The sequence below is a fragment of the Streptomyces sp. DSM 120436 genome (assembly GCF_055778765.1).
In genome coordinates, this window is record NZ_JBSKBS010000004.1 from 38421 (window position 1) to 57204 (window position 18784).

General features: G+C 71.4%; 14 protein-coding genes and 1 pseudogene. 3 read left to right on the forward strand and 12 right to left on the reverse strand.

What is annotated here, in order from left to right; genetic code table 11:
* Positions 1 to 451: 451 nt before the first annotated feature.
* The 4 genes from ispG to ispH are packed head-to-tail and all read right to left on the reverse strand — an operon-like array spanning position 452 to position 5494.
* Positions 452 to 1621, reverse strand: coding sequence for a flavodoxin-dependent (E)-4-hydroxy-3-methylbut-2-enyl-diphosphate synthase (gene ispG / locus ACWH4W_RS31825; RefSeq protein WP_473079337.1), 1170 nt, complete (start codon positions 1619 to 1621; stop codon positions 452 to 454).
* Positions 1618 to 3468: a 1-deoxy-D-xylulose-5-phosphate synthase gene (locus ACWH4W_RS31830; protein ID WP_473079338.1), complete on the reverse strand. Its 1851-nt coding sequence runs from the start codon at positions 3466 to 3468 to the stop codon at positions 1618 to 1620. The genes ispG and ACWH4W_RS31830 overlap by 4 nt, the downstream gene beginning before the upstream one ends.
* Positions 3469 to 3472: 4 nt before the next feature.
* Positions 3473 to 4516: a polyprenyl synthetase family protein gene (locus ACWH4W_RS31835; protein ID WP_473079339.1), complete on the reverse strand. Its 1044-nt coding sequence runs from the start codon at positions 4514 to 4516 to the stop codon at positions 3473 to 3475.
* A gap of 27 nt (positions 4517 to 4543) precedes the next feature.
* Positions 4544 to 5494: a 4-hydroxy-3-methylbut-2-enyl diphosphate reductase gene (ispH, locus tag ACWH4W_RS31840; RefSeq protein ID WP_473079340.1), complete on the reverse strand. Its 951-nt coding sequence runs from the start codon at positions 5492 to 5494 to the stop codon at positions 4544 to 4546.
* A 266-nt stretch (positions 5495 to 5760) separates the two neighbouring features.
* On the opposite strand from ispH, the gene ACWH4W_RS31845 reads away from it, so the two are divergent.
* Positions 5761 to 6927 carry an IS701 family transposase gene (locus ACWH4W_RS31845; RefSeq protein WP_473079341.1) on the forward strand — a complete coding sequence of 389 codons (1167 nt, stop codon included), beginning with the start codon at positions 5761 to 5763 and terminating at the stop codon, positions 6925 to 6927.
* A 191-nt stretch (positions 6928 to 7118) separates the two neighbouring features.
* Here ACWH4W_RS31845 and ACWH4W_RS31850 read toward each other — a convergent pair whose 3' ends face one another.
* The 7 genes and pseudogenes from ACWH4W_RS31850 to ACWH4W_RS31880 form a co-directional block, all read right to left on the reverse strand.
* Positions 7119 to 8705, reverse strand: a complete 1587-nt coding sequence (locus tag ACWH4W_RS31850; protein WP_473079342.1) for an FAD-binding oxidoreductase — start codon at positions 8703 to 8705, stop codon at positions 7119 to 7121.
* A gap of 779 nt (positions 8706 to 9484) precedes the next feature.
* The gene (locus ACWH4W_RS31855) at positions 9485 to 11017 is read right to left on the reverse strand and encodes an acyl-CoA carboxylase subunit beta (protein ID WP_473079408.1); all 1533 of its coding nucleotides are present in this window, start codon (positions 11015 to 11017) and stop codon (positions 9485 to 9487) included.
* A gap of 190 nt (positions 11018 to 11207) precedes the next feature.
* Positions 11208 to 11420: an acyl-CoA carboxylase subunit epsilon gene (locus ACWH4W_RS31860; protein ID WP_473079343.1), complete on the reverse strand. Its 213-nt coding sequence runs from the start codon at positions 11418 to 11420 to the stop codon at positions 11208 to 11210.
* A gap of 74 nt (positions 11421 to 11494) precedes the next feature.
* Positions 11495 to 12139 (reverse strand): ScbR family autoregulator-binding transcription factor, encoded by a 645-nt coding sequence (locus ACWH4W_RS31865; RefSeq protein ID WP_473079344.1) that lies wholly within the window; start codon positions 12137 to 12139, stop codon positions 11495 to 11497.
* 105 nt (positions 12140 to 12244) lie between these two features.
* The gene (locus ACWH4W_RS31870) at positions 12245 to 12919 is read right to left on the reverse strand and encodes an HAD family hydrolase (protein WP_473079345.1); all 675 of its coding nucleotides are present in this window, start codon (positions 12917 to 12919) and stop codon (positions 12245 to 12247) included.
* Between the two features lie 180 nt (positions 12920 to 13099).
* Positions 13100 to 13497: pseudogene (locus ACWH4W_RS31875) on the reverse strand (DUF6009 family protein); the annotation flags it as partial.
* Positions 13494 to 15008, reverse strand: coding sequence for a DNA primase family protein (locus ACWH4W_RS31880; RefSeq protein WP_473079346.1), 1515 nt, complete (start codon positions 15006 to 15008; stop codon positions 13494 to 13496). The pseudogene ACWH4W_RS31875 and the gene ACWH4W_RS31880, both read right to left, overlap by 4 nt.
* Positions 15009 to 15798: 790 nt before the next feature.
* Between ACWH4W_RS31880 and ACWH4W_RS31885 the strand changes: the two genes are divergently transcribed.
* Together ACWH4W_RS31885 and ACWH4W_RS31890 are read left to right on the forward strand one after the other, a co-directional pair.
* Positions 15799 to 16722, forward strand: a complete 924-nt coding sequence (locus ACWH4W_RS31885) for an NAD-dependent epimerase/dehydratase family protein (protein WP_473079347.1) — start codon at positions 15799 to 15801, stop codon at positions 16720 to 16722.
* Complete coding sequence (locus ACWH4W_RS31890; protein ID WP_473079348.1) at positions 16719 to 17642, forward strand: RNA polymerase sigma-70 factor; 924 nt, start codon at positions 16719 to 16721, stop codon at positions 17640 to 17642. The genes ACWH4W_RS31885 and ACWH4W_RS31890 overlap by 4 nt, the downstream gene beginning before the upstream one ends.
* Positions 17643 to 17682: 40 nt before the next feature.
* On the opposite strand, the gene metF is transcribed toward ACWH4W_RS31890, so the two are convergent.
* Positions 17683 to 18540: a methylenetetrahydrofolate reductase [NAD(P)H] gene (metF, locus tag ACWH4W_RS31895; RefSeq protein ID WP_473079349.1), complete on the reverse strand. Its 858-nt coding sequence runs from the start codon at positions 18538 to 18540 to the stop codon at positions 17683 to 17685.
* Positions 18541 to 18784 lie beyond the last annotated feature (244 nt).

Below are 18784 nucleotides of genomic sequence, written 5' to 3' on the forward strand. Positions count from 1 at the left end.
TCGCGGGACGGCAGGACGGGAACCGCGCCGTAGCCGAGGAGCCGGACGCTCCGTCTCAGTCTGCCGGGCGCGGGAACTCCCGTCCGTGGCCGCGTGCGACATCTGCCGCACACCACGTGCAGTCACCCCCGTTTCATCCTGTTCCGGACAGTGCCACGGTAAGTCAGCCACGCGCTTGGGCGAATTGTTTCCGGCCGACCCTCTCCGGCCACCGCTTCCCGCAGTACGGCGCGGCCCGTTTCGATGCCGCTCGACACCCCCGGGCCACTTGTGCGTTCCCTGCCGTCGGGCCGCTGCCCGAGCCGGTGGCGCGCCGTCGCGGACGCGAGCGGGGCACGGCTGGTTGACGCAAAACCTTCCTGAAGGGCCACGGAGAATGTCAACTCCCCGGCACGCGACGACGGCCCGCGGGCGACCCGCGGACCGTCGTCGGCACGAAGGGGGCGTGGGGTCAGGACGGGGTGACGACCACCGGCCCCGCCCCGTCGACCGACTCGCCGCGCTCCTCGGCGATCCGCACGGCCTCCTCCACCAGCGTCTCGACGATCTGCGACTCCGGAACGGTCTTGATCACCTTCCCCTTCACGAAGATCTGTCCCTTGCCGTTGCCGGACGCCACGCCCAGGTCGGCCTCCCTGGCCTCGCCCGGCCCGTTCACGACACAGCCCATGACGGCCACCCGGAGCGCCGCGGGGAACCCCTCCAGCGCCGCCGAGACCTTCTCCGCCAGGGTGTGCACGTCCACCTGTGCCCGCCCGCAGGAGGGGCAGGAGACGATGTCCAGACCCCGCTCGCGCAGGGCCAGCGCCTCCAGAATGTGCGTGCCGACCTTGACCTCCTCCACCGGCGGCGCCGACAGGGAGACCCGGATGGTGTCGCCGATCCCCTCGGACAGCAGTGCTCCGAACGCCACCGCGGACTTGATCGTGCCCTGGAAGGCCGGACCGGCCTCGGTCACCCCGAGGTGCAGGGGGTAGTCGCAGCGCCGGGCGAGCAGCCGGTACGCGGCGATCATGACCACGGGGTCGTTGTGCTTGACCGAGATCTTGATGTCGCGAAAGCCGTGCTCCTCGAAGAGAGAGCACTCCCACAGCGCCGACTCGACCAGCGCCTCCGGGGTGGCCCTGCCGTACTTCTCGAGCAGCCGGCGGTCCAGCGAGCCGGCGTTGACGCCGATGCGGATCGGGATGCCGGCGTTCGCCGCCTCCTTGGCGATCTCACCGACCCTGTCGTCGAACTTCTTGATGTTCCCCGGGTTGACGCGCACGGCGGCACATCCGGCGTCGATGGCCGCGAACACGTACTTGGGCTGGAAGTGGATATCGGCGATCACCGGGATCGGCGACCTCTTGGCGATGGCGGGCAGCGCGGCCACGTCGTCGGCGGAGGGGACCGCGACCCGGACGATCTGGCAGCCCGCCGCCGTCAGTTCGGCGATCTGCTGCAGCGTGGCGTTGACGTCCGCGGTCACGGTCGTCGTCATGGACTGCACCGACACCGGCGCGTTCCCGCCGACCGGCACCGAACCCACCATGATCCGGCGGGACTCGCGTCGCCGGGCCAGCGGCGGCAGAACCGCCTCCGGCCTGACCGACGGCATTCCGAGACCGACCGTCGTCATCGTGTCTCCCCTCCGCGTTCCTGCTCGATGAGGCGGGCCGTCTCCTGCTGGAAGTAGACACTTCCGGTGTCGATGCGGTCCCGCACCGGACCACTGATCTCCTCCACCACGGCCCTGGCGATGTCCTGCGCGGTCAGTCCGCAGCCGGAGAGCACCTCGGCGCGGCTGCCGTGCCGGAGAAAGCGCCGGGGGATGCCGAACTCCCGCGTCGGCGTGCGCACCCCTTCGTCGCGCAGGAACTGGGCGACGGCCGAACCCACGCCACCCGTGCGGCTGTTGTCCTCGACGGTGATGGCGAGGCGGTGCCGGCGCGCCATGTCGGCGAGCGTCGGGCTGACCGGCGTCACCCAGCGCGGGTCGACGACCGTCGCGCCGATGCCCTGCGCCCACAGCACCTCGGCCACCTGCAGCGCCACCGGGGCCAGCGCTCCGACCGAGACGATCAGCACGTCGAGCGGTCCCGCGCGGTGCAGTACGTCGATGCCGGCGAACGTCGTCCTGGCGGGGATGTCGTCGCCCGTCGGGCCCTTGGGGAAGCGCACCAGGGTCGGGCCCTCCTCCCACTCGACGGCCTCCGCGAGCAGCTCGGCGAGGCGGGCGCCGTCCCGCGGAGCGGCGATCCGCAGCCCCGGCACCACCTGGAGCACCGACAGGTCCCACATACCGTTGTGGCTGGGACCGTCGTCGCCGGTGACACCGGACCGGTCGAGGACGAACGTCACGGCCCTGCGGTGCAGCGCCACGTCCATCAGCAGCTGGTCGAAGGCGCGGTTGACGAAGGTGGAGTAGATGGCGACGACCGGGTGGACGCCGCCCAGGGACATGCCCGCGGCCATGGTGACCGCGTGCTGCTCCGCGATGCCGACGTCGATGACCCGCTTCGGGAAGCGCTCCTGCATCGGCAGCAGCCCCGTCGGCTCCGGCATGGCCGCCGTGATCGCCACGACGTCCGGCCGGCGCTCGGCGATGCGGACGAGCTCGCGTCCGAAGACGGAGGTGAACGACGGCCCGGTGGAACCCTGCAGCGGCCGGCCCGTCTCGGGGTCCATCGGCTTGATGGCGTGGCCCCGGTCCAGCTCGTTCCACTCCGTCACCGTGTACCCGCGGCCCTTCTCGGTGACCACGTGCACGACGACGGGCCTGCGCAGGTCCCGTGCGCGGCGCAGCGTCTCCTCCAGCGCCGGCACGTCGTGCCCGTCGACCGGGCCGAGGTAGGCCAGGCCCAGCTGTTCGAACAGGCCGGGGACGCCCTGCTGTCCGGCACGCAGCTTCCCCAGGTGGTCGGCGAAGCCGCCCTGGGTGAGGGCGTAGGAGCGCTGGTTGTCGTTGAGCACGACGACCAGCGGCCGGTCCGGTCCGCCCGCGATGTTGTTCAGGGCCTCCCACGCCATGCCGCCGGTCATCGCCCCGTCGCCGATGACGGCGACCACGGCCCGGTCGGTGCGCCCTTGGTGGGCGTCGGCGCGCGCCAGGCCGTCGGCGTACGACAGCGCCGTGGACGCGTGGGAGTTCTCCACCAGGTCGTGCTCGGACTCCGCCGGGTTCGGGTAGCCGGACAGGCCGCCCTGCCGGCGCAGCCGGTCGAACCCGGCCGCCCGCCCGGTGACGATCTTGTGCACGTACGCCTGGTGACCGGTGTCCCACAGCAGCCGGTCGCGGGGCGAGTCGAAGACCCGGTGCAGGGCGAGGGTCAGCTCCACCACCCCGAGGTTGGGGCCGAGGTGTCCGCCGGTCGCACAGACCCGGTCGACGAGGAAGGCGCGGATCTCCGCGGCGAGCGCGACCAGTTCCTCCGCGCTCAGTTCCCGGAGGCGCTCCGGGCCGTGCACGGTCTCCAGCAACGGCATGCGATCACCGGTCCCGGTAGGCGACTTCGAAGGCCATCTCACTCAGTTCCTCCCGCCACACCGGTTCGATCGCGGCCTGGTCGAGGGCCGCGCCGGCGCGTTCCACGAGCGCGTCGATGCGCTCTTCGATCCGGGCCCTGCTCTCGCCGAGCAGGTCGAGCAGCGCCGCGGTGTCCCATTCGGGGCGGTTGACGAGCAGGCGCACCTGCTGGTCGCGCTCCGCGGCCTCGGCGAGGAGCAGTGTCATCTTGTGCTGCTCCAGGTCCAGTCCGACCGGCTTGCCGGCCACCGTGCTGTCGCCGAACGCGCCGATGAGGTCGTCGCGCAGCTGGAAGGCGAGCCCGAGGCACTCGCCGTACTCCTCGAACGCGGCCGTCAGGTCGGGCCGTCCGGCGAGCGCGGCGCCCAGCAGCAGGGGACGCGTGATGCTGTAGCGGCCGGACTTGCAGATCGCGATCCACCGCGACAGCTCCGGCGCGATCACCCCCTCCGCGGCCACGGCCACGTCCAGGTGCTGGCCGACCTGGATCTCGGTGACCATCTCGCCCCACACGTCACGGGCGCTCGGCGGCAGGTCGCGGGTGAGGCGGTCGGCGTAGAGCATGGCCAGCACACCGGAGATCAGGGCCACGCCCTCGCCGTAGCGGCGTGACTCGCCCCGCCAGCCGCGCTCCGCGTGGACCGTGGCGTGCCGGACGTGCGCCGCGGGGGCCCCGCGGCGGGTGTCGGACGCGTCGAGCACGTCGTCGTGCAGCAGTGCGCCGGTGTGGATCAGCTCGATGGCGGAGGCGGCGTCCGCCACCGCCGGATCGTCGGGGTCGCCTCCCGCGGCCAGGTACCCGGTCACGCAGAAGGCGGGGCGCAGCCGCTTGCCGCCCGCGTCGACCAGGGAGGTCACCGTGTCCACGGGCACCGCCCCCCGTTCGTCGACACCGCTCCAGCGGGCGCGTTCGTCGGCGAGGAGCTCGCCGAGACGTCGCTCGGCCCTGCGCAGCACCTCGGCACGGGCGTCGCGCACTGTGATCCGGTCCGTCACCGCGGTCGTCATCAATTGCTCCCTCTCCTGTCCGGCCGGTCAGCCGGCCTTCGCCGTGTCGATGAGGTGCGTCGGCGGATGAAAAACCACGTCCTCCTGCGCCACCTGCTCGATCTCGATATCGCGGTAACCGAGTTCCGCGAGCCTTTCCAGAACCTGGTTGACGAGGATCTCCGGGGCGCTGGCACCTGCACTCAGTCCCACCACCGACACTTCTTCAAGCCAGCTCTCGTCGAATTCCGTGACGTCCGGGACAAGATAGGCGGGAACACCGAGCCGCCGCGCCACCTCGACCATCCGAAGCGAATTGCTGGAATTCCGGGAACCGACCACGAGCATCAGGTCCGAGCGCGGCACGACCTGTTTGACGGCGTCCTGCCTGTTCTGACTCGCGAAACAGATGTCGTCGGTCCCCGGACCCCGCAGATCGGTGAAGCGGCGGCGCAGCACCTCGATGATGTCGCGCGTCTCGTCCACCGACAGCGTCGTCTGGGTGAGGAAGGCCACCGGGGTGTCGGCCGGCAGGTCCAGCCGCTCGGCATCCTCCACGGTCTCCACGATCACCGTGCGGTCGGGCGCGTGCCCGAAGGTCCCCTCGACCTCCTCGTGCCCGGCGTGGCCCACCAGCAGGAGCGTGCGCCTCTCCCGGGCGAACCGCTTGGCCTCCTGGTGCACCTTGGACACCAACGGGCAGGTGGCGTCGATCACGTCCAGCCGGCGGGCCTGCGCGTTGCGCCGCACCTGGGGCGAGACGCCGTGCGCGGAGAACACGCACACCGCCCCCTCGGGCACCTCCTCCTCGGAGTCCACGAACCGCACGCCGCGCTGTTCCAGCTGCCGCACCACATAGTGGTTGTGCACGATTTCCTTGCGCACGTAAAGCGGAGTTCCATGGCGTTCCAACGCCAGCTCGATAATCGATATGGCCCGGCGCACACCGGCACAGAAACTGCGCGGTTCGGCGAGGATGACCTTCTTTGTGCGTCCCATTTTCACCCGTCTCCGCTGCGTGGCTCAACTCCCCAGCAGACTGTGCTGTCCAGGTGTGTCACCGGTCAACCGTCTCAGGGTGCTCGGGCTCGAAGCAGTCATGTACCGAGGGCGCCCCAACCGCTGAACCTTGCCAGGCCCTTGTCATTCATTACGGCTACCTCCGACTCCTAATGTGAAGCCGACCGCACGGCGTGAATCGAACCGACCGCACGGCGTGAATTGAGCGGTCCGCAGGGCGTGAAAGGAATCGACCGAGGAGTCATATGAGTACTGCTCTCATTCGGCCCGAAGCCGTGCTCGGGGACGCGCTCGACGACCTGGGCGCGGAGCTGTTTGCGACGCTGCGCCGCAGCGACCAGCGGCGCCGCGGCATGGAGTACGTCCACGGACTGCTCTCCACCCGCGGCCGTAAGTCGATACGGAACATGGCGGCGCTGAAAGGCAGCAGCACCGGCCAGAGCCTCCATCACTTCATCTGCAGCTCCACCTGGGACTGGATTCCGGTGCGCCGGTCCCTGGCCGGGTACCTGACCCGCCTCGCGCCGCCGCAGGCCTACGTCGCGCGCCTGATGACGATCCCGAAGGTGGGGCGTCACTCGGTGGGAGTCAGCCGGTACTTCTCGGTCGACGAGGGACAGGCGCTCAACGCCCAGCGTGCCGTGGGGGTGTGGGGCGTCGCCGGCACCATCACGGCGCCGTTCAGCTGGCGGCTGCATCTGCCGCAGGCCTGGATCAAGGACGGGCTGCGCCGCAACCAAGCCTCCATCCCGTGCGAGGTGGGGCCCGAGACGCTGGGCGACTGTGTGCTGACGGCCTGCCGGGAGAGCCTGGCCGCCTGGGAGCTGCCGGCGCAGCCGGTCGTCGTCGACATCGAGGAGGCCGACCCCGCCGCCACGGTGCGCGGCCTGCGCGCCATGGGCTTCCCGGCCATGGTGCGGGTCCACGGCGACCTGCCGTTGACGGTGCACGATCCCGCACTGACCGGGCACGGCGCGCACCTGCTGACCGCTCCGGAGATCATGCAGGCGGCGCGGGCCCTGTTCCGGCCCATGGCCCGCCTGGAGACCGTCTCACGTGCGCTGCCCGCGGTCCGCAGGACCGCGCTGGTGGCGGCGGTCGGGGTGCGGGTGCCGGGGGCAGGCCCGGGCGGGGCACCGCTGTCGCTGGTCGGTGTGAACGCTCCGGGACGGCGCGGGCCGGCCGAGATGTGGCTGACCGACCTGCCCCATCCGGCCGCCTCGGTGCTGCGCTTCGGTGACGCCGCGCGCCGCGTCGACCGCGACTTCGACGAGGTGACGTGTCAGGTGGGCGTCCGTGACTACGTCGGCCGCTCCTACAGCGGCTGGCACCGCCACACCACCCTCGTCTCGGCCGCGCACGCCGTCGCCGTGCTCTCCGCGGCGGCCCCGCAGGCGCGGCAGGCCTCCTGACCCGGTGCCGGGCCGGACCACGGCGACGACGGCGACGGCGGCCGGGGCCGGGGCGGGGCAGCCGTGGCGACGACGGAAGGGGTGACGCCGGGAGCCGACCCGCGGACGGCGTGGCGTGCCGTCGTACGGCGCGCCACGAACGCGTGGGCCGGGCGGGGCGCCGCGCGCCCGCCCGGCCCGTGCTGTGCCGCTCAGCTGTCCGGCAGCTCGATCGACTGGGGGTGGCGGAAGAAGTTCCGCGGGTCCCACTTCGCCTTGACGCGCTGCAGCCGCGGGTAGTTGTCCTTGTAGTACAGCTCGTAGCAGGACACCCCGGACCGGTTGAACGTGGGGTCGCTCAGGTCGTTGTCCGGGTAGTTGACGTAGCAGCCGTCGGTGACGTCGTTCGGCACCGGGACGCCGCCCGTGTCGGCGTACAGGTCCTGGTAGAAGGACCGCAGCCAGGTGACGTTCCGCTCGTCGTCCTCGGCCCTGTGCCAGTACGACTCGAAGTAGACCAGCCAGAGGGCGTCCCGGTGGGCCGCGGCGGTGGCGTGGTCGTCCAAGGCGCTGATCTGTCCGCGGACGGAGTTGATGACCAGGAAGCTGTACGGGTTGGGATTGACCGTCTTCGTCAGGTACCGGTAGATCGTCCGCACCTGGTGCTCGGGGAAGGCGTCCTTCATGTAGGTCGACTTGTGGGAGGTCCGCAGACTGGGGCTGGTGATCGTCTCGCCGGCGGTCATGGTCTGCGCGGTGGCCTTGAGGAACGGCTGCTCCGTGATGTTGGTGCGGTGCGGCTGCACGCCCAGCGCGTCGGACACGAACGCGATGAAGTCGTCCACCAGCTTGCGGGCGTCCGGCACGGTCGAGTCGATCTGCGCGACCACGTTGAAGGTGCCCGAGTCGGCGTGCTGCAGGAAGATCCAGTGCCCCATGTCGATGTAGGGCGAGTCGAGGCTGCCGTGGGTCCTGGACCAGTCGGCGTACCGGGTCATGAAGGTGGCGAAGGCCTCTTCGGTGATGTCCTGCCACGACCAGGCCGCGAAGATGGAGAAGACGGTGGACGGCGCCTTCGGCAGCAGGTCGCCCGGGCTGCCCTCGGCGCCGCGGCTGCGCATCCAGAAGCGCGTGACCACGCCGAAGTTGCCACCTCCCCCGCCGGCGACGGCCCAGGCCAGGTCGTGGTTCGGGTCCTCCGGGTCGCGAGTGGCGACGACGGCGCGCACCTCGCCCCGCTCGTCGACGGTGACGACCTCGACGGCGTAGAGGTGGTCGCTGAGGACGCCGTGCTTGCGCGAGAGGATGCCGTATCCGCCGCCGGAGAAGTGGCCGCCGGCACCCGTGGCGTAGCAGCCGCCGCCCGGGAGGGTGACGCCCCAGCCGATGTGCAGCGTCTCGTAGATCTTCAGGAGCGTGGCGCCGGGCTCGACCACGAAGGCGCCGCGGTCGTCGTCGAAGCCGACGTGGTCCATCAGCCGCAGGTCGACGATGATCTCCGTCTCGTCGTTGAAGACGAGGTTCTCGAAGCAGTGGCCGCCGCTGCGGACCGCGATGCGCTTGTTGTCGCGGACCGCCTCCCGGACGATCTCGATGACCTGCCCGGTGGTGGAGGGCAGGCGGATCGCCTCGGGAGAGGCCACGTGCCGGTTGTTGCCGTGACCCCTGATCATGTCGGGGTAGCGCGCGTCCTCGGGCGTCACGGTGGGGATGGCGTCGGTGTGGCGACGCGGCGTCGTGCTCTGGTGGATGGCCGGAGCCGGGTGGGCGTTGGCTACGATGCTGTTCACTCGGTTCATGCTCCCGTTCGTGAGCTGCTCGTCCGGCGGGCTCGTCCGCTCGCCGCACCACCAGCGTCCGTGCTCCCGTCAGGGGCGGTCCGGAACTCCACGGGCTATTTGTCAGGTACACCGATCTTGGTCGCCCTGAGGTGGTGTGGACCAGCCAACGAGCGACGATTTCCGGCAGTCCGGGCTCTTCCGGTCGGTCGTCGGGCTCCTCCGGCCGGTCCTCCCGACCCGGCTCACCGTCCCTCGTCGGGTGTACGGGGACCGGTCCTGGAAGCACCCCCCGGGTGCGCTGCAACCGCGGCGCCTGCTGCACCTCCAGGGCCTGTCCCGGCTTCTGCCAGTCGCTGCCGAGGAGTTCGGTGATGCGCTCCGGCCGCCGGGAGACGGTGTCGGGGCGCGCGTGCAGCCTAATGGTGTCCGCCGCGGGCGAGGTACGCCGAGCCGACGCTCAGTCCCAGCGCACGCAGGCACCGGCCGCGTAAGAGGTCGAAACGCAACTCCGGCAGGCCCGTCGACGGGACCGCCTTCGCTCGGTCCTGTGCGGATCCGCGCTCGGACGCGCCCTTCGGCTCCTCCGCTCGGGGGGCGCATGCCCCGCCTCGCGCTCCACACCTTCGGTGTCCTCGCCTCGCCCCTCCCCCTCCGCTGTTCCGGGTGCACATGGCCGTACGGAGGGGTGCGGCTGAACATGGGCAGCCGCACCCCACTCGCGGTCCCGCACCTCCAGGACGAGCGGCCGCAGCGGCCGTGAGGAACCCGCACCGCGGCCCGTCCGTCGCGCGCAGGTGCTACTGGGGCGGGTTGCCGTGCTTGCGGGAGGGCAGGTCGGCGTGTTTGGTCTGGAGCATCGCCAGCGAACGGATCAGCACCTCGCGGGTCTCGGCCGGGTCGATCACGTCGTCGACCAGCCCGCGCTCGGCCGCGTAGTAGGGGTGCATCAGCTCGGCCTTGTACTCCTTGACCATGCGCGCCCGCATGGCCTCGGGATCCTCGGCCTCGGCGATCTGCCGGCGGAAGATCACGTTCGCCGCGCCCTCCGCGCCCATCACCGCGATCTCGTTCGTCGGCCAGGCATAGGTCAGGTCGGCGCCGATGGACTGGCTGTCCATGACGATGTACGCGCCGCCGTAGGCCTTGCGCAGGATCAGGCTGATCCGCGGCACCGTGGCGTTGCAGTACGCGTACAGCAGCTTCGCGCCGTGCCGGATGATGCCGCCGTGCTCCTGGTCCACACCCGGCAGGAAGCCGGGCACGTCCAGGAAGGTCAGGATCGGGATGTTGAACGCGTCGCACATCTGCACGAAGCGGGCGGCCTTCTCCGAGGCCTCGATGTCCAGCACCCCCGCCAGGGCCTGGGGCTGGTTGGCGACGATGCCGACGACCTGGCCGTCCATCCGCGCCAGCGCGCAGATGATGTTGCGCGCCCACCGCTCGTGGACCTCGAGGTACTCGCCGTCGTCGACGATCTCCTCGATCACCTTCGCCATGTCGTACGGGCGGTTGCCGTCCGCCGGCACCAGGTCCAGCAGCACCTCGCTGCGCCGGTCGGCGGCGTCGGAACCCTCCACCCGCGGCGGGTTCTCCCGGTTGTTCTGCGGCAGCAGCGACAACAGGTAGCGCACCTCGGCGATGCAGGTCTCCTCGTCGTCGTAGGCGAAGTGACACACACCCGAGGTCTCGGCGTGCACGTCGGCGCCGCCCAGGCCGTTCTGGGTGATCTCCTCACCGGTGACCGCCTTGACCACGTCCGGGCCGGTGATGAACATCTGCGAGGTCTCACGGACCATGAACACGAAGTCCGTCAGGGCCGGACTGTAGGCCGCACCGCCCGCGCACGGGCCCAGCATCACGCTGATCTGCGGGATCACCCCGGACGCCCTGGTGTTGCGCTGGAAGATGCCGCCGTACCCGGCCAGCGCGGACACACCCTCCTGGATCCGGGCGCCCGCACCGTCGTTCAGCGACACCAGCGGCGCACCGGCCGCGATGGCCATGTCCATGATCTTGTGGATCTTCGTGGCGTGCGCCTCCCCCAGCGCACCGCCGAAGATCCGGAAGTCATGGGCGTAGACGAAGACCGTCCGCCCCTCCACCGTCCCCCAGCCGGTGATCACACCGTCGGTGTAGGGCTTCTTCTCCTCCAGACCGAAACCCGAGGCCCGGTGCCGGCGCAACTGCTCCACCTCACGGAACGACCCCGCGTCCAGCAGCAGCTCGATGCGCTCCCGCGCAGTCAGCTTCCCCTTGGCGTGCTGCGCCCGGGTCGCCTTCTCGCTCGGCCCGGCCAGTGCCCCGGCACGGATCTCGTGCAGTTCGGCCACGCGTCCGCGCGCATCGGCCGGCCCCGCCCGGAGCCCGGAGGGTTCCATCACCGTCGCCATGACAGTCCTCTTCCTCTCGGTCGACGCGGACGCGGCCCGTGGGGACGGCGCACGCCGCAACAACAAACCGCTGGCGCGGTTCCCGTCCGGGAAGCAGGCGGCTGGGCCACGGCACCGCCCGGCGGGCACGTCATCTCCAGCTGTGCGGCGCCCGGTAGACCCCGGTGCGCCACGGCCGGTGCCAGTGCGCGGCGGACCGGCCCCGGTCAGCGCTCCTGGCTCCGTCCCCGCGTCTGGAGACCACCGAGAACAGCGTCACGGCGACCGCGGCGAGCTCTTCCTCGGTTGCCTGCCCGCGCTCGATCCTCAGCAGGGCCACCATCTTGTCCCCGGCACTGTCCACGGCCCCTCCTTCCCTGCGACCCACAGTGCATCGCAGGGCTCAAGACAGCCTCGGCTCTTCCTGGAGGCGACGTGTCAGACCGGCTCGGGCACGGGTGCCGACTCGCCGAGCAGGCGTGCCCCGCGGTCCGGGGCCACGTCCAGTCGCATCAGCACCGCGGGGGAGGCGATGGAGGGCAGCAGGTGCTTCATCAGGATCGAGACCCGCTGCTCGACGTCGTTCAGGCCGGTCTCGAGCTGGGCGTAGAGCTGTACGCCGTTGAATGCGCTGACCAGCATCTCCGCGACCTCGCGCGGCACCACGTGGGGCAGGGTCTCCCCGCGTCGGCGGGCCTCGGCCAGGATCTCCGTCAGCATGTCGACCCACATCGGCCAAGCGCTGCCGTAGTGCTTGCGGCCGTTGGGATCCGCCGAGAGCCGGGCGCCGGCCCGGAGGATCGAATCGTGCACCAGCCGGTGGGCCACCGTCATGGCGAGGTCCACCATCTCCTGGAGCTTGATCTCGTGCTCGGGCAGGGGCTGGTCCGTCTGTATCTCCAGGACGCCCCTGGCCAGCGCTTCCTTGGAGTCGAAGTGGAAGTAGAGGGCGCCCTTGGTCACTCCCGCGGTCTTGAGGATGTCCGCGACCGTGGCCGCGGCGTACCCGTGCTCCGCGAAGACAATGGCGGCTGCCTCCAGTACTGCGCGGCGGGTCCTGACCGCTCGTTCCTGCTGGGCCATGGGACCTCACTTCGAGTTCGTCGCGCTCCGAAGCGGCGATTCACATTAAAACAAACCGTCCGGATTGTACCTTACCGGGTAGTCAAAGTTGAGCCAATATTTCGGTCACGGACATCCGGCCGCGGCCTCGGCGTCCACCGTGCGCAGCAACCGCTCGTCTATCGCGTCGAGCGAACCGACCAGGTGACGGACCCCGGCCTCACGCATCAACCGCCGCTGGAAGCTGTGCTCGTAGGTGGTCGGATGCCCGATGAACGCCGCCCCCAGGGCCCGTGCGGCCTCGGCCACGCGCGCCACGTCGTCGATGAAGAGCGCCTGGTCGCACCGGAGCCCGAAGACGTCCTCGGCGATCTCCCGGACGCCGGGACGGAACCCGTCGGTGCACACGTACCGGGGGCCGTCGAAGTGCTCCGCGTACGAGCCCAGATGACGGTCGAAATGGGAGCGCCCGAGCCCGCCGTAGCAGACCAGGGCCGCCCCCGTGGCGCGCAGCCGGCCGAGGAGGGCGCCGGCGCCGTCCAGCACCCGTACGGGATGTTCCCGGAGGTACTCCTCCCGCCTGCGGAAGTAGGCCTCCACGACCTCCTCGGGCGTGACCCCCGGGATGCCGAGAGCCGCGGCGGCCTCGAGTTGCGGCTGCGACAGCAGCGCGCGTTCCACCTCGGCGGTGTAGACACCGCCGAGGTCGGCCACGAACCGGTGGATAACGGGGCTGAACGTGTCGTTCAGCAGCACTCCGTCGATGTTCACCGCGATGAGACGCAAGTGCCGCAAAACCATGGGGACCGCCTACGTCGAGCCGTGCGGACCGGCGCACGGTGCCTGCGGGTGCCGATGTCCCCGCCGCGTGTCCCACCGCGCGAGCACGCGAGGGGACGCCATCCTATCAAACCGAATGGCCGGTTTCTTCATGGTGTCCCCGAGCGCCTGCCCGGGGGCGCGGACGGCCGGCGCCGGCCGCAGCGGCAGCGTGACGCCCGGCTCGCGCACGGCTGCCGGGAGGGCCCGTCCTCGGAGCGTTGGGTCTTGCGTCCTTTGCTGCCGGGGGTCAGGGTGCGGGGGTCCACCGCCTCGGCCGGTGCGCCGGTCGCGTAGAGGCCGTCGGGTTCGGTGTCGCGGTCGTGCGGCAGCAGCCAGAACACCCGGCGGCGGAAGGTGCCCGAGGAGCGGGACGGTTTGGCGTCGGGCCGCAGCAGGGCGTAGCCGACCATGCGGCCGTCACGGTGGTAGGCGGGCCTGCCGCGGCGGGTGGGCAGCCGGTCCAGGCTCTGACGGACGTAGTCGAGCGCGCCGATGTCCTCCAGCCACACGAAACCGGCCTCGTGCACGAGTTCGTCCTCCGCGATGAGGGAGCTCACGCCGTCTCCTCGTCAACCACCAGACCGATGCCCGGGTAGTACTTGCGCTGGTTGGACAGGATCATCTCCTTGGGCGACGCCAGCCCCACCGTCTCCCGGACCCGTGCCGCGAAGGCGCGCGACGAGACGGCCGGGGCCCCCTCGCGGTGGCACCACGCCTTGTACGCCGCGTAGAACTGGGCCTGTTCCGCTCTGAGGCTCCCGTCGAGCCGGCAGCATTCGCTCAGGAAGCGTCCGGTGTGGTCCTCGGTCTCCGCGTACGCGGTGGTGGCGATCCGGACGCGTTCGGGTCCGGTGAGGTCCTTCTCGCCGCCCAGGTAACGGCGTGCGCCCAGGATCAGCCAGTTGAGGATGCCCGGCCCCTCCTCGGTCACCAGGACGTCCGCCAGGTTGTCGATCTTGCGATCGTGGGGCACGACGCGCTCGAAGGGGATCAGCCGCATGCGGCGCCAGAAGGCGAACCCCCCGGTGCCCACCTCCGGCCGGTGATTGCCCAGCAGCCACAGCTTGTGCGTCGGCTCGAAACTGAAGAAGTCCTGCCGCATCCGGCGCGCCTTGATCCGGTCGCCACCCGTCAGCAGCTTCACCCGGGCCTCGTCGAACCGGTCGCCCGGCTTGACCTCGCTGCACACGACGACCCGGCGCCCGTGCAGCTCCGCGAGGTCCGTGGGATGCCCCTCGTACGGACGGGCCATCAAGAACCCCGGCGGAGCGGCGTCCGCGTAGTCGCCGAGCAGTTTCATCAAGACGTCCAGCAGCACCGACTTGCCGTTCCTGCCCGAACCGAACAGGAACGGCATGACCTGCCCGCCCACGTCCCCCGTCACCGAGTAGCCCAGCAGCAGCTGCAGGAAGTCGATCATCTCCACGCCCTCCCGGCCCTCTCCGAACGTGTCGGTGAGGAACCGGTGCCAGCGGGGCGTGGGCATCGGCCGGGGGGCGGCCGTGGTGGAGCGCGAATGGAAGTCCCGGTCGGGGTCCGGGGTCCGGAGCAGTCCCGTGCGCAGGTCCACGATCCCGGCCGGTGTGCACAGCGCGTACGGGTCGGCGTCCAGCAGCGCCGCGTTGAGGACCATGCCGGGCGCCGTCCTGGCCTGCGCCAGCATCGCGTTGATGCCGCTGGTGCTCAACGCCCGCCGCCGGTGCTGCTGCAACGCGCTGGTGCTGTGCACACCGCGCGGATCGGTGACCGCCAGGGACTCCGCCAGGTCTCCGGCGGCCCACAGCACCGTGTCGTCCTCGTCGATCTGCCAGCGGGTGCTGTCCCACCGGAACCAGCCGAGGCCCGGCACGTGCCGGTAGTCGTTGGCGTAGAGCCTGACGAACAGCTTGGCGTTGCCCCGGTCGCTGAGCGTGTCCGGAAGCAGCCCGGCCGGCGTCACCTCTCCCCCGGCCGCGGCCACCGCCTCGGCGGTCTCCCCGCGCTCACGGGCTTCCAGCGCGCTCTGGGCGAGGATCTGCCCGGCGACCGCCCGCGCGTCGAAGAGACCGTGCTGACCGCCGGCCGTCATGCGGCGCCTCCCGGGAGGAGCAGACACCGCCACGCCCGCCCGCTGCCGGGGACGAAGAGCTGGGCCGACCGGGGAGAGGTGGCCTGGCGGATGCCTGAATCTCCTGGGTCGCTGCGCCGAATCCGCAGCTCAGCAGCCATCCGCATCCCCCACAGCGACTCTAGCGACCGAACGATTGAAACAGATTAGCGAAACGAATGTGGCAGAAGGAGTCAGGTGAGGTAACCAGAACAGAGCGTCAACACGGCTGTCAGGGGTCGGCGGGCCGGCCCGGCGACCGGAGTTGCCGGTGCCGTCGGCCGGGGACCGGCGCCGCGGCAGGACGGTTCCGGCAGTGCCCGGGCATCGCGGTGTCCGCCCGTCCGCGCCGCTGGCCGGGGAGCACTCGGCGCCGCTTTGTGGACACCGGGCCGCGGCGACGCCGTCATCGGCGGCGGGGCGGCGTCACGGCCGTGCCGGTCCGGCCCGGAAGGATCCGCAGGGGCCCGTCGCCCGGCGCGCGCGGCGCGGGAGGCCGTTTCGACGCACCGCCGGGAGGGTTCGGAGGCGGTGGGGATCCGGCGCGGAGGAGGACCGGCCGGTCGAAGTCGCCGTCCGGCGCCACGGGCCCACCGCCGCTCGTCCGGCCGCGGGCACGGCTGCGGCCCGGGGGCCCGATGGCCGCCGGGGCGGCTCCCGGCGCCTGTGGGACGCGTTCGTGCAGGCCGGCTTTCCGCGCCATGTCACAGACGGCCGGGCTGACTCGTCTCAGGTTCAGGAGACAGATGCCGGTGGCGGGAAGTTGGTGATCATGCGGGTGTTCGTGGCGGGCGGGACCGGCGCCATAGGGAGGCGGCTGGTACCGCGGCTCGTGGCTCGTGGCCACCGGGTGACGGCGACGACGACGAGTACGGCCAAGCTGGGCCTGCTGACGCGGCTCGGCGCGGACGGGGTCGTGATGGACGGGCTGGACGCGGTGGCGGTCGGCGAGGCGGTGGCCATGGCCCAGCCGGACGTGATCGTGCACCAGATGGCCGTGGTCAGCGGCGAGAAGGCCGACATCAAGCATCCCGACCGGTGGTTCGACACCACCAACCACCTGCGCTCGGAGGGCACGGACCACCTGCTGGCCGCCGCCCAGGCGACCGGGGTCGCCCACTTCGTCGTACGCAGCACCGGCGTCGCGAACGGCATCCGGGAGGGCGGGTGGGTGAAGACGGAGGAGGACCCGCTCGACCCGGAGGAGAACACCACGGCGCACAGGACGGCGGAGGCTGTCCGGCGCCTGGAGGAGGTCATCGTCACGGCGGGCGGCGCTGCCCTGCGGTACGGCGGGCTCTACGGGCCGTCCGTCGTCGACGAGCGGGTCGAGCTGGTGCGCAGGCGGCGGTTGCCGCTCGTCGGAGCCGGCACCGGCCACTTCTCCTGGGTGCACCTCGACGACGCGGTGAACGCGACCGTCCTGGCGGTGGAGCAGAAGGCGCACGGCGTGTTCAACATCGTCGACGACGAGCCCGCCCCGGTCAGCGAGTGGCTGCCCCATCTGGCGGAGTGCGCGGGGGCGAAGCGGCCCCTGCGGGTGCCCAGGTGGCTGGGCCGGCTGCTGGCCGGGGAGGCGATGGTGACGATGATGACCGAGGGACGCGGGTTCTCCAATGCCAAAGCCAAGCGGGAACTGGGCTGGGAGCTGCGCTACCCTTCGTGGCGCCAAGGCTTCAGGGAGGGGCTGGCATGACGCGGACCGAAGAGTTCGAGGAGCTGCGGCCCCTGCTGTTCTCGATCGCCTACCGGCTGCTGGGCAGCGTGAGTGACGCCGAGGACGCCGTCCAGGAGACCTGGCTGCGTTACGAGACCTCCCTGACGCAGCCGAAGTCGACCAAGGCCTTCCTCTCCGCCACGGTCACCCGGATCTCCATCGACGTGCTGCGCTCGGCCCGCTTCCAGCGGGAGGAGTACGTCGGCCCGTGGTTCCCCGAGCCGCTGCTGACCGATCCCGCCCAGGATCCGGCCCGGTCGGCCGAGCTGGCCGAATCGGTGTCGATGGCGGCCCTGCTGCTGCTCGAACGGCTCAGCCCGCTCGAGCGTGCGGTCTTCGTCCTGCGGGAGGTGTTCGGGTTCGGCTTTCCCGAGGTCGCGACCGCGGTGGGCAGGTCCCAGGCGGCGTGCCGCCAGCTCGCGGTGCGGGCGCGGCGTCACATGGAAGCGGGACGCCCCCGGTTCGAGGCGGACCGCCAGGAGCGGGACAGGCTGGCGGCGCGGTTCTTCGACGCCCTGCGGGAGGGCGACTTCGACGGGCTGCGGGAGCTGCTCGCCGCCGACGTCTCCCTGGTCGGGGACGGCGGCGGCAAGGCCCCGCAGCTCGCCAGGACCGTGGTCGGCGCCGACAACGTGACCCGGCTGCTCGCCTCGGTCTTCCCCACGCTGGCGCTGGTCGACGTGACGCTGGAGCGGCACGAGGTGAACGGCCAGCCCGGCGCGATCTTCCGCGCCCAGGACGACAAGGTGCTCAACACCTGGACGCTCGACGTGCTCGACGGGCAGATCCAGACGATCCGCGCGGTGATCAACCCCGACAAGCTCGGCCACCTGGGCCCGGTGGCGGACGCCTGGGAGGTCAACCGCGCGGTGAGGCAGGCACGCCGGTCCGGGGGCTGACCGCCGGTCCGCCGGCGGGCGGCCCGGGAAGTGCCCGGGCTCAGTGGACGCCGACGCTCCCCGAGTGCCGGACGGCGCGGTGGATGTCGAGGGCGGCGGTGGCGCGGTTCAGGGTGATGTAGTGCAGTCCGGGGGCGCCTTCGACGAGGAGACGTTCCGCCAGGGCGGTGGCGTGGTCCACACCGATGCGGTGTCCCTCGGCCGGGTTGTCGCGGGCCGTCTCGAGGCGGTGGGCGAGGTCCTCCGGGAAGGTGGCGCCGGACAGCTCGGCGAAGCGGCGGATCTGGCGCACGTCGGTGGCGGGCATGATCTCCGGGATGATCGGGATGTCGCAGCCCGCGGCCGCCACCCGGTCGCGCAGCCTCAGGTAGTCCTCGGCCCGGAAGAACCTCTGCGTGATGGCGTAGTCGGCACCGGCCCGGCACTTCGCCACGAAGTGCCGGATGTCGCTCTCCCAGTCCGGTGAACGCGGGTGCATCTCGGGGAAGGCGGCCACCCCGATCACGAAGTCGCCCAGGGACCGCACGAGTTCGACGAGTTCGTACGCGTACGTGAACCCCTGGGGGTGCGGCGTCCAGCGGCCTCGGGGGTCTCCCGGCGGGTCGCCGCGCAGCACCAGCACGTCCCGGATGCCGGCGTCCGCGTACATGCCGATGATGTGGCGCAGTTCGGCGACCGAGTGGCCGACGGCGGTCAGGTGGGCGACGGGACGCAGGGTGGTCTCGGCCGCGATGCGCCTGGTGATGTCGATCGTCCGGTCGCGTGAGGAGCCCCCGGCTCCGTAGGTGACCGAGACGAAGTCGGGGCGCAGGGCCTCCACGCGGCGGACGGCGTCCCAGAGGGTGCGCTCGCCGGCCGCGGTACGGGGCGGGAAGAACTCGAAGGAGAAGGTCGTCATGGGAATCCGCCTGCGGTGAGGGCCCGCCGGCTGCGGAAGTCCTCCGGGGAGGTCTCGCACGGGGCGGGGGAACGGTTCTCGGTCGTCACGCGCCCACCGGTCGGTCCGCGGCCCCGGCTGCCGTCCCCGGTCCGCCGCCGTCGCCGGCACGCTGCGCGCGGGCCGTGTCCGCGCCCCGCGCGATGCCCGGTGACCGGACGCCGAGCGGCGCCGGCCCGCCACGGGAGCCCCCGGCCGACCGGTG

Excerpts from the sequence above, each read along its gene's own strand:
- ispG (WP_473079337.1), bottom strand. The coding sequence starts at position 1,621 with ATGACGACGGTCGGTCTCGGAATGCCGTCGGTCAGGCCGGAGGCGGTT.
- ACWH4W_RS31830 (WP_473079338.1), bottom strand. The coding sequence starts at position 3,468 with ATGCCGTTGCTGGAGACCGTGCACGGCCCGGAGCGCCTCCGGGAACTG.
- ACWH4W_RS31835 (WP_473079339.1), bottom strand. The coding sequence starts at position 4,516 with ATGACGACCGCGGTGACGGACCGGATCACAGTGCGCGACGCCCGTGCC.
- ispH (WP_473079340.1), bottom strand. The coding sequence starts at position 5,494 with ATGGGACGCACAAAGAAGGTCATCCTCGCCGAACCGCGCAGTTTCTGT.
- ACWH4W_RS31845 (WP_473079341.1), top strand. The coding sequence starts at position 5,761 with ATGAGTACTGCTCTCATTCGGCCCGAAGCCGTGCTCGGGGACGCGCTC.
- ACWH4W_RS31850 (WP_473079342.1), bottom strand. The coding sequence starts at position 8,705 with ATGAACCGAGTGAACAGCATCGTAGCCAACGCCCACCCGGCTCCGGCC.
- ACWH4W_RS31865 (WP_473079344.1), bottom strand. The coding sequence starts at position 12,139 with ATGGCCCAGCAGGAACGAGCGGTCAGGACCCGCCGCGCAGTACTGGAG.
- ACWH4W_RS31870 (WP_473079345.1), bottom strand. The coding sequence starts at position 12,919 with ATGGTTTTGCGGCACTTGCGTCTCATCGCGGTGAACATCGACGGAGTG.
- ACWH4W_RS31880 (WP_473079346.1), bottom strand. The coding sequence starts at position 15,008 with ATGACGGCCGGCGGTCAGCACGGTCTCTTCGACGCGCGGGCGGTCGCC.
- ACWH4W_RS31885 (WP_473079347.1), top strand. The coding sequence starts at position 15,799 with ATGCGGGTGTTCGTGGCGGGCGGGACCGGCGCCATAGGGAGGCGGCTG.
- ACWH4W_RS31890 (WP_473079348.1), top strand. The coding sequence starts at position 16,719 with ATGACGCGGACCGAAGAGTTCGAGGAGCTGCGGCCCCTGCTGTTCTCG.
- metF (WP_473079349.1), bottom strand. The coding sequence starts at position 18,540 with ATGACGACCTTCTCCTTCGAGTTCTTCCCGCCCCGTACCGCGGCCGGC.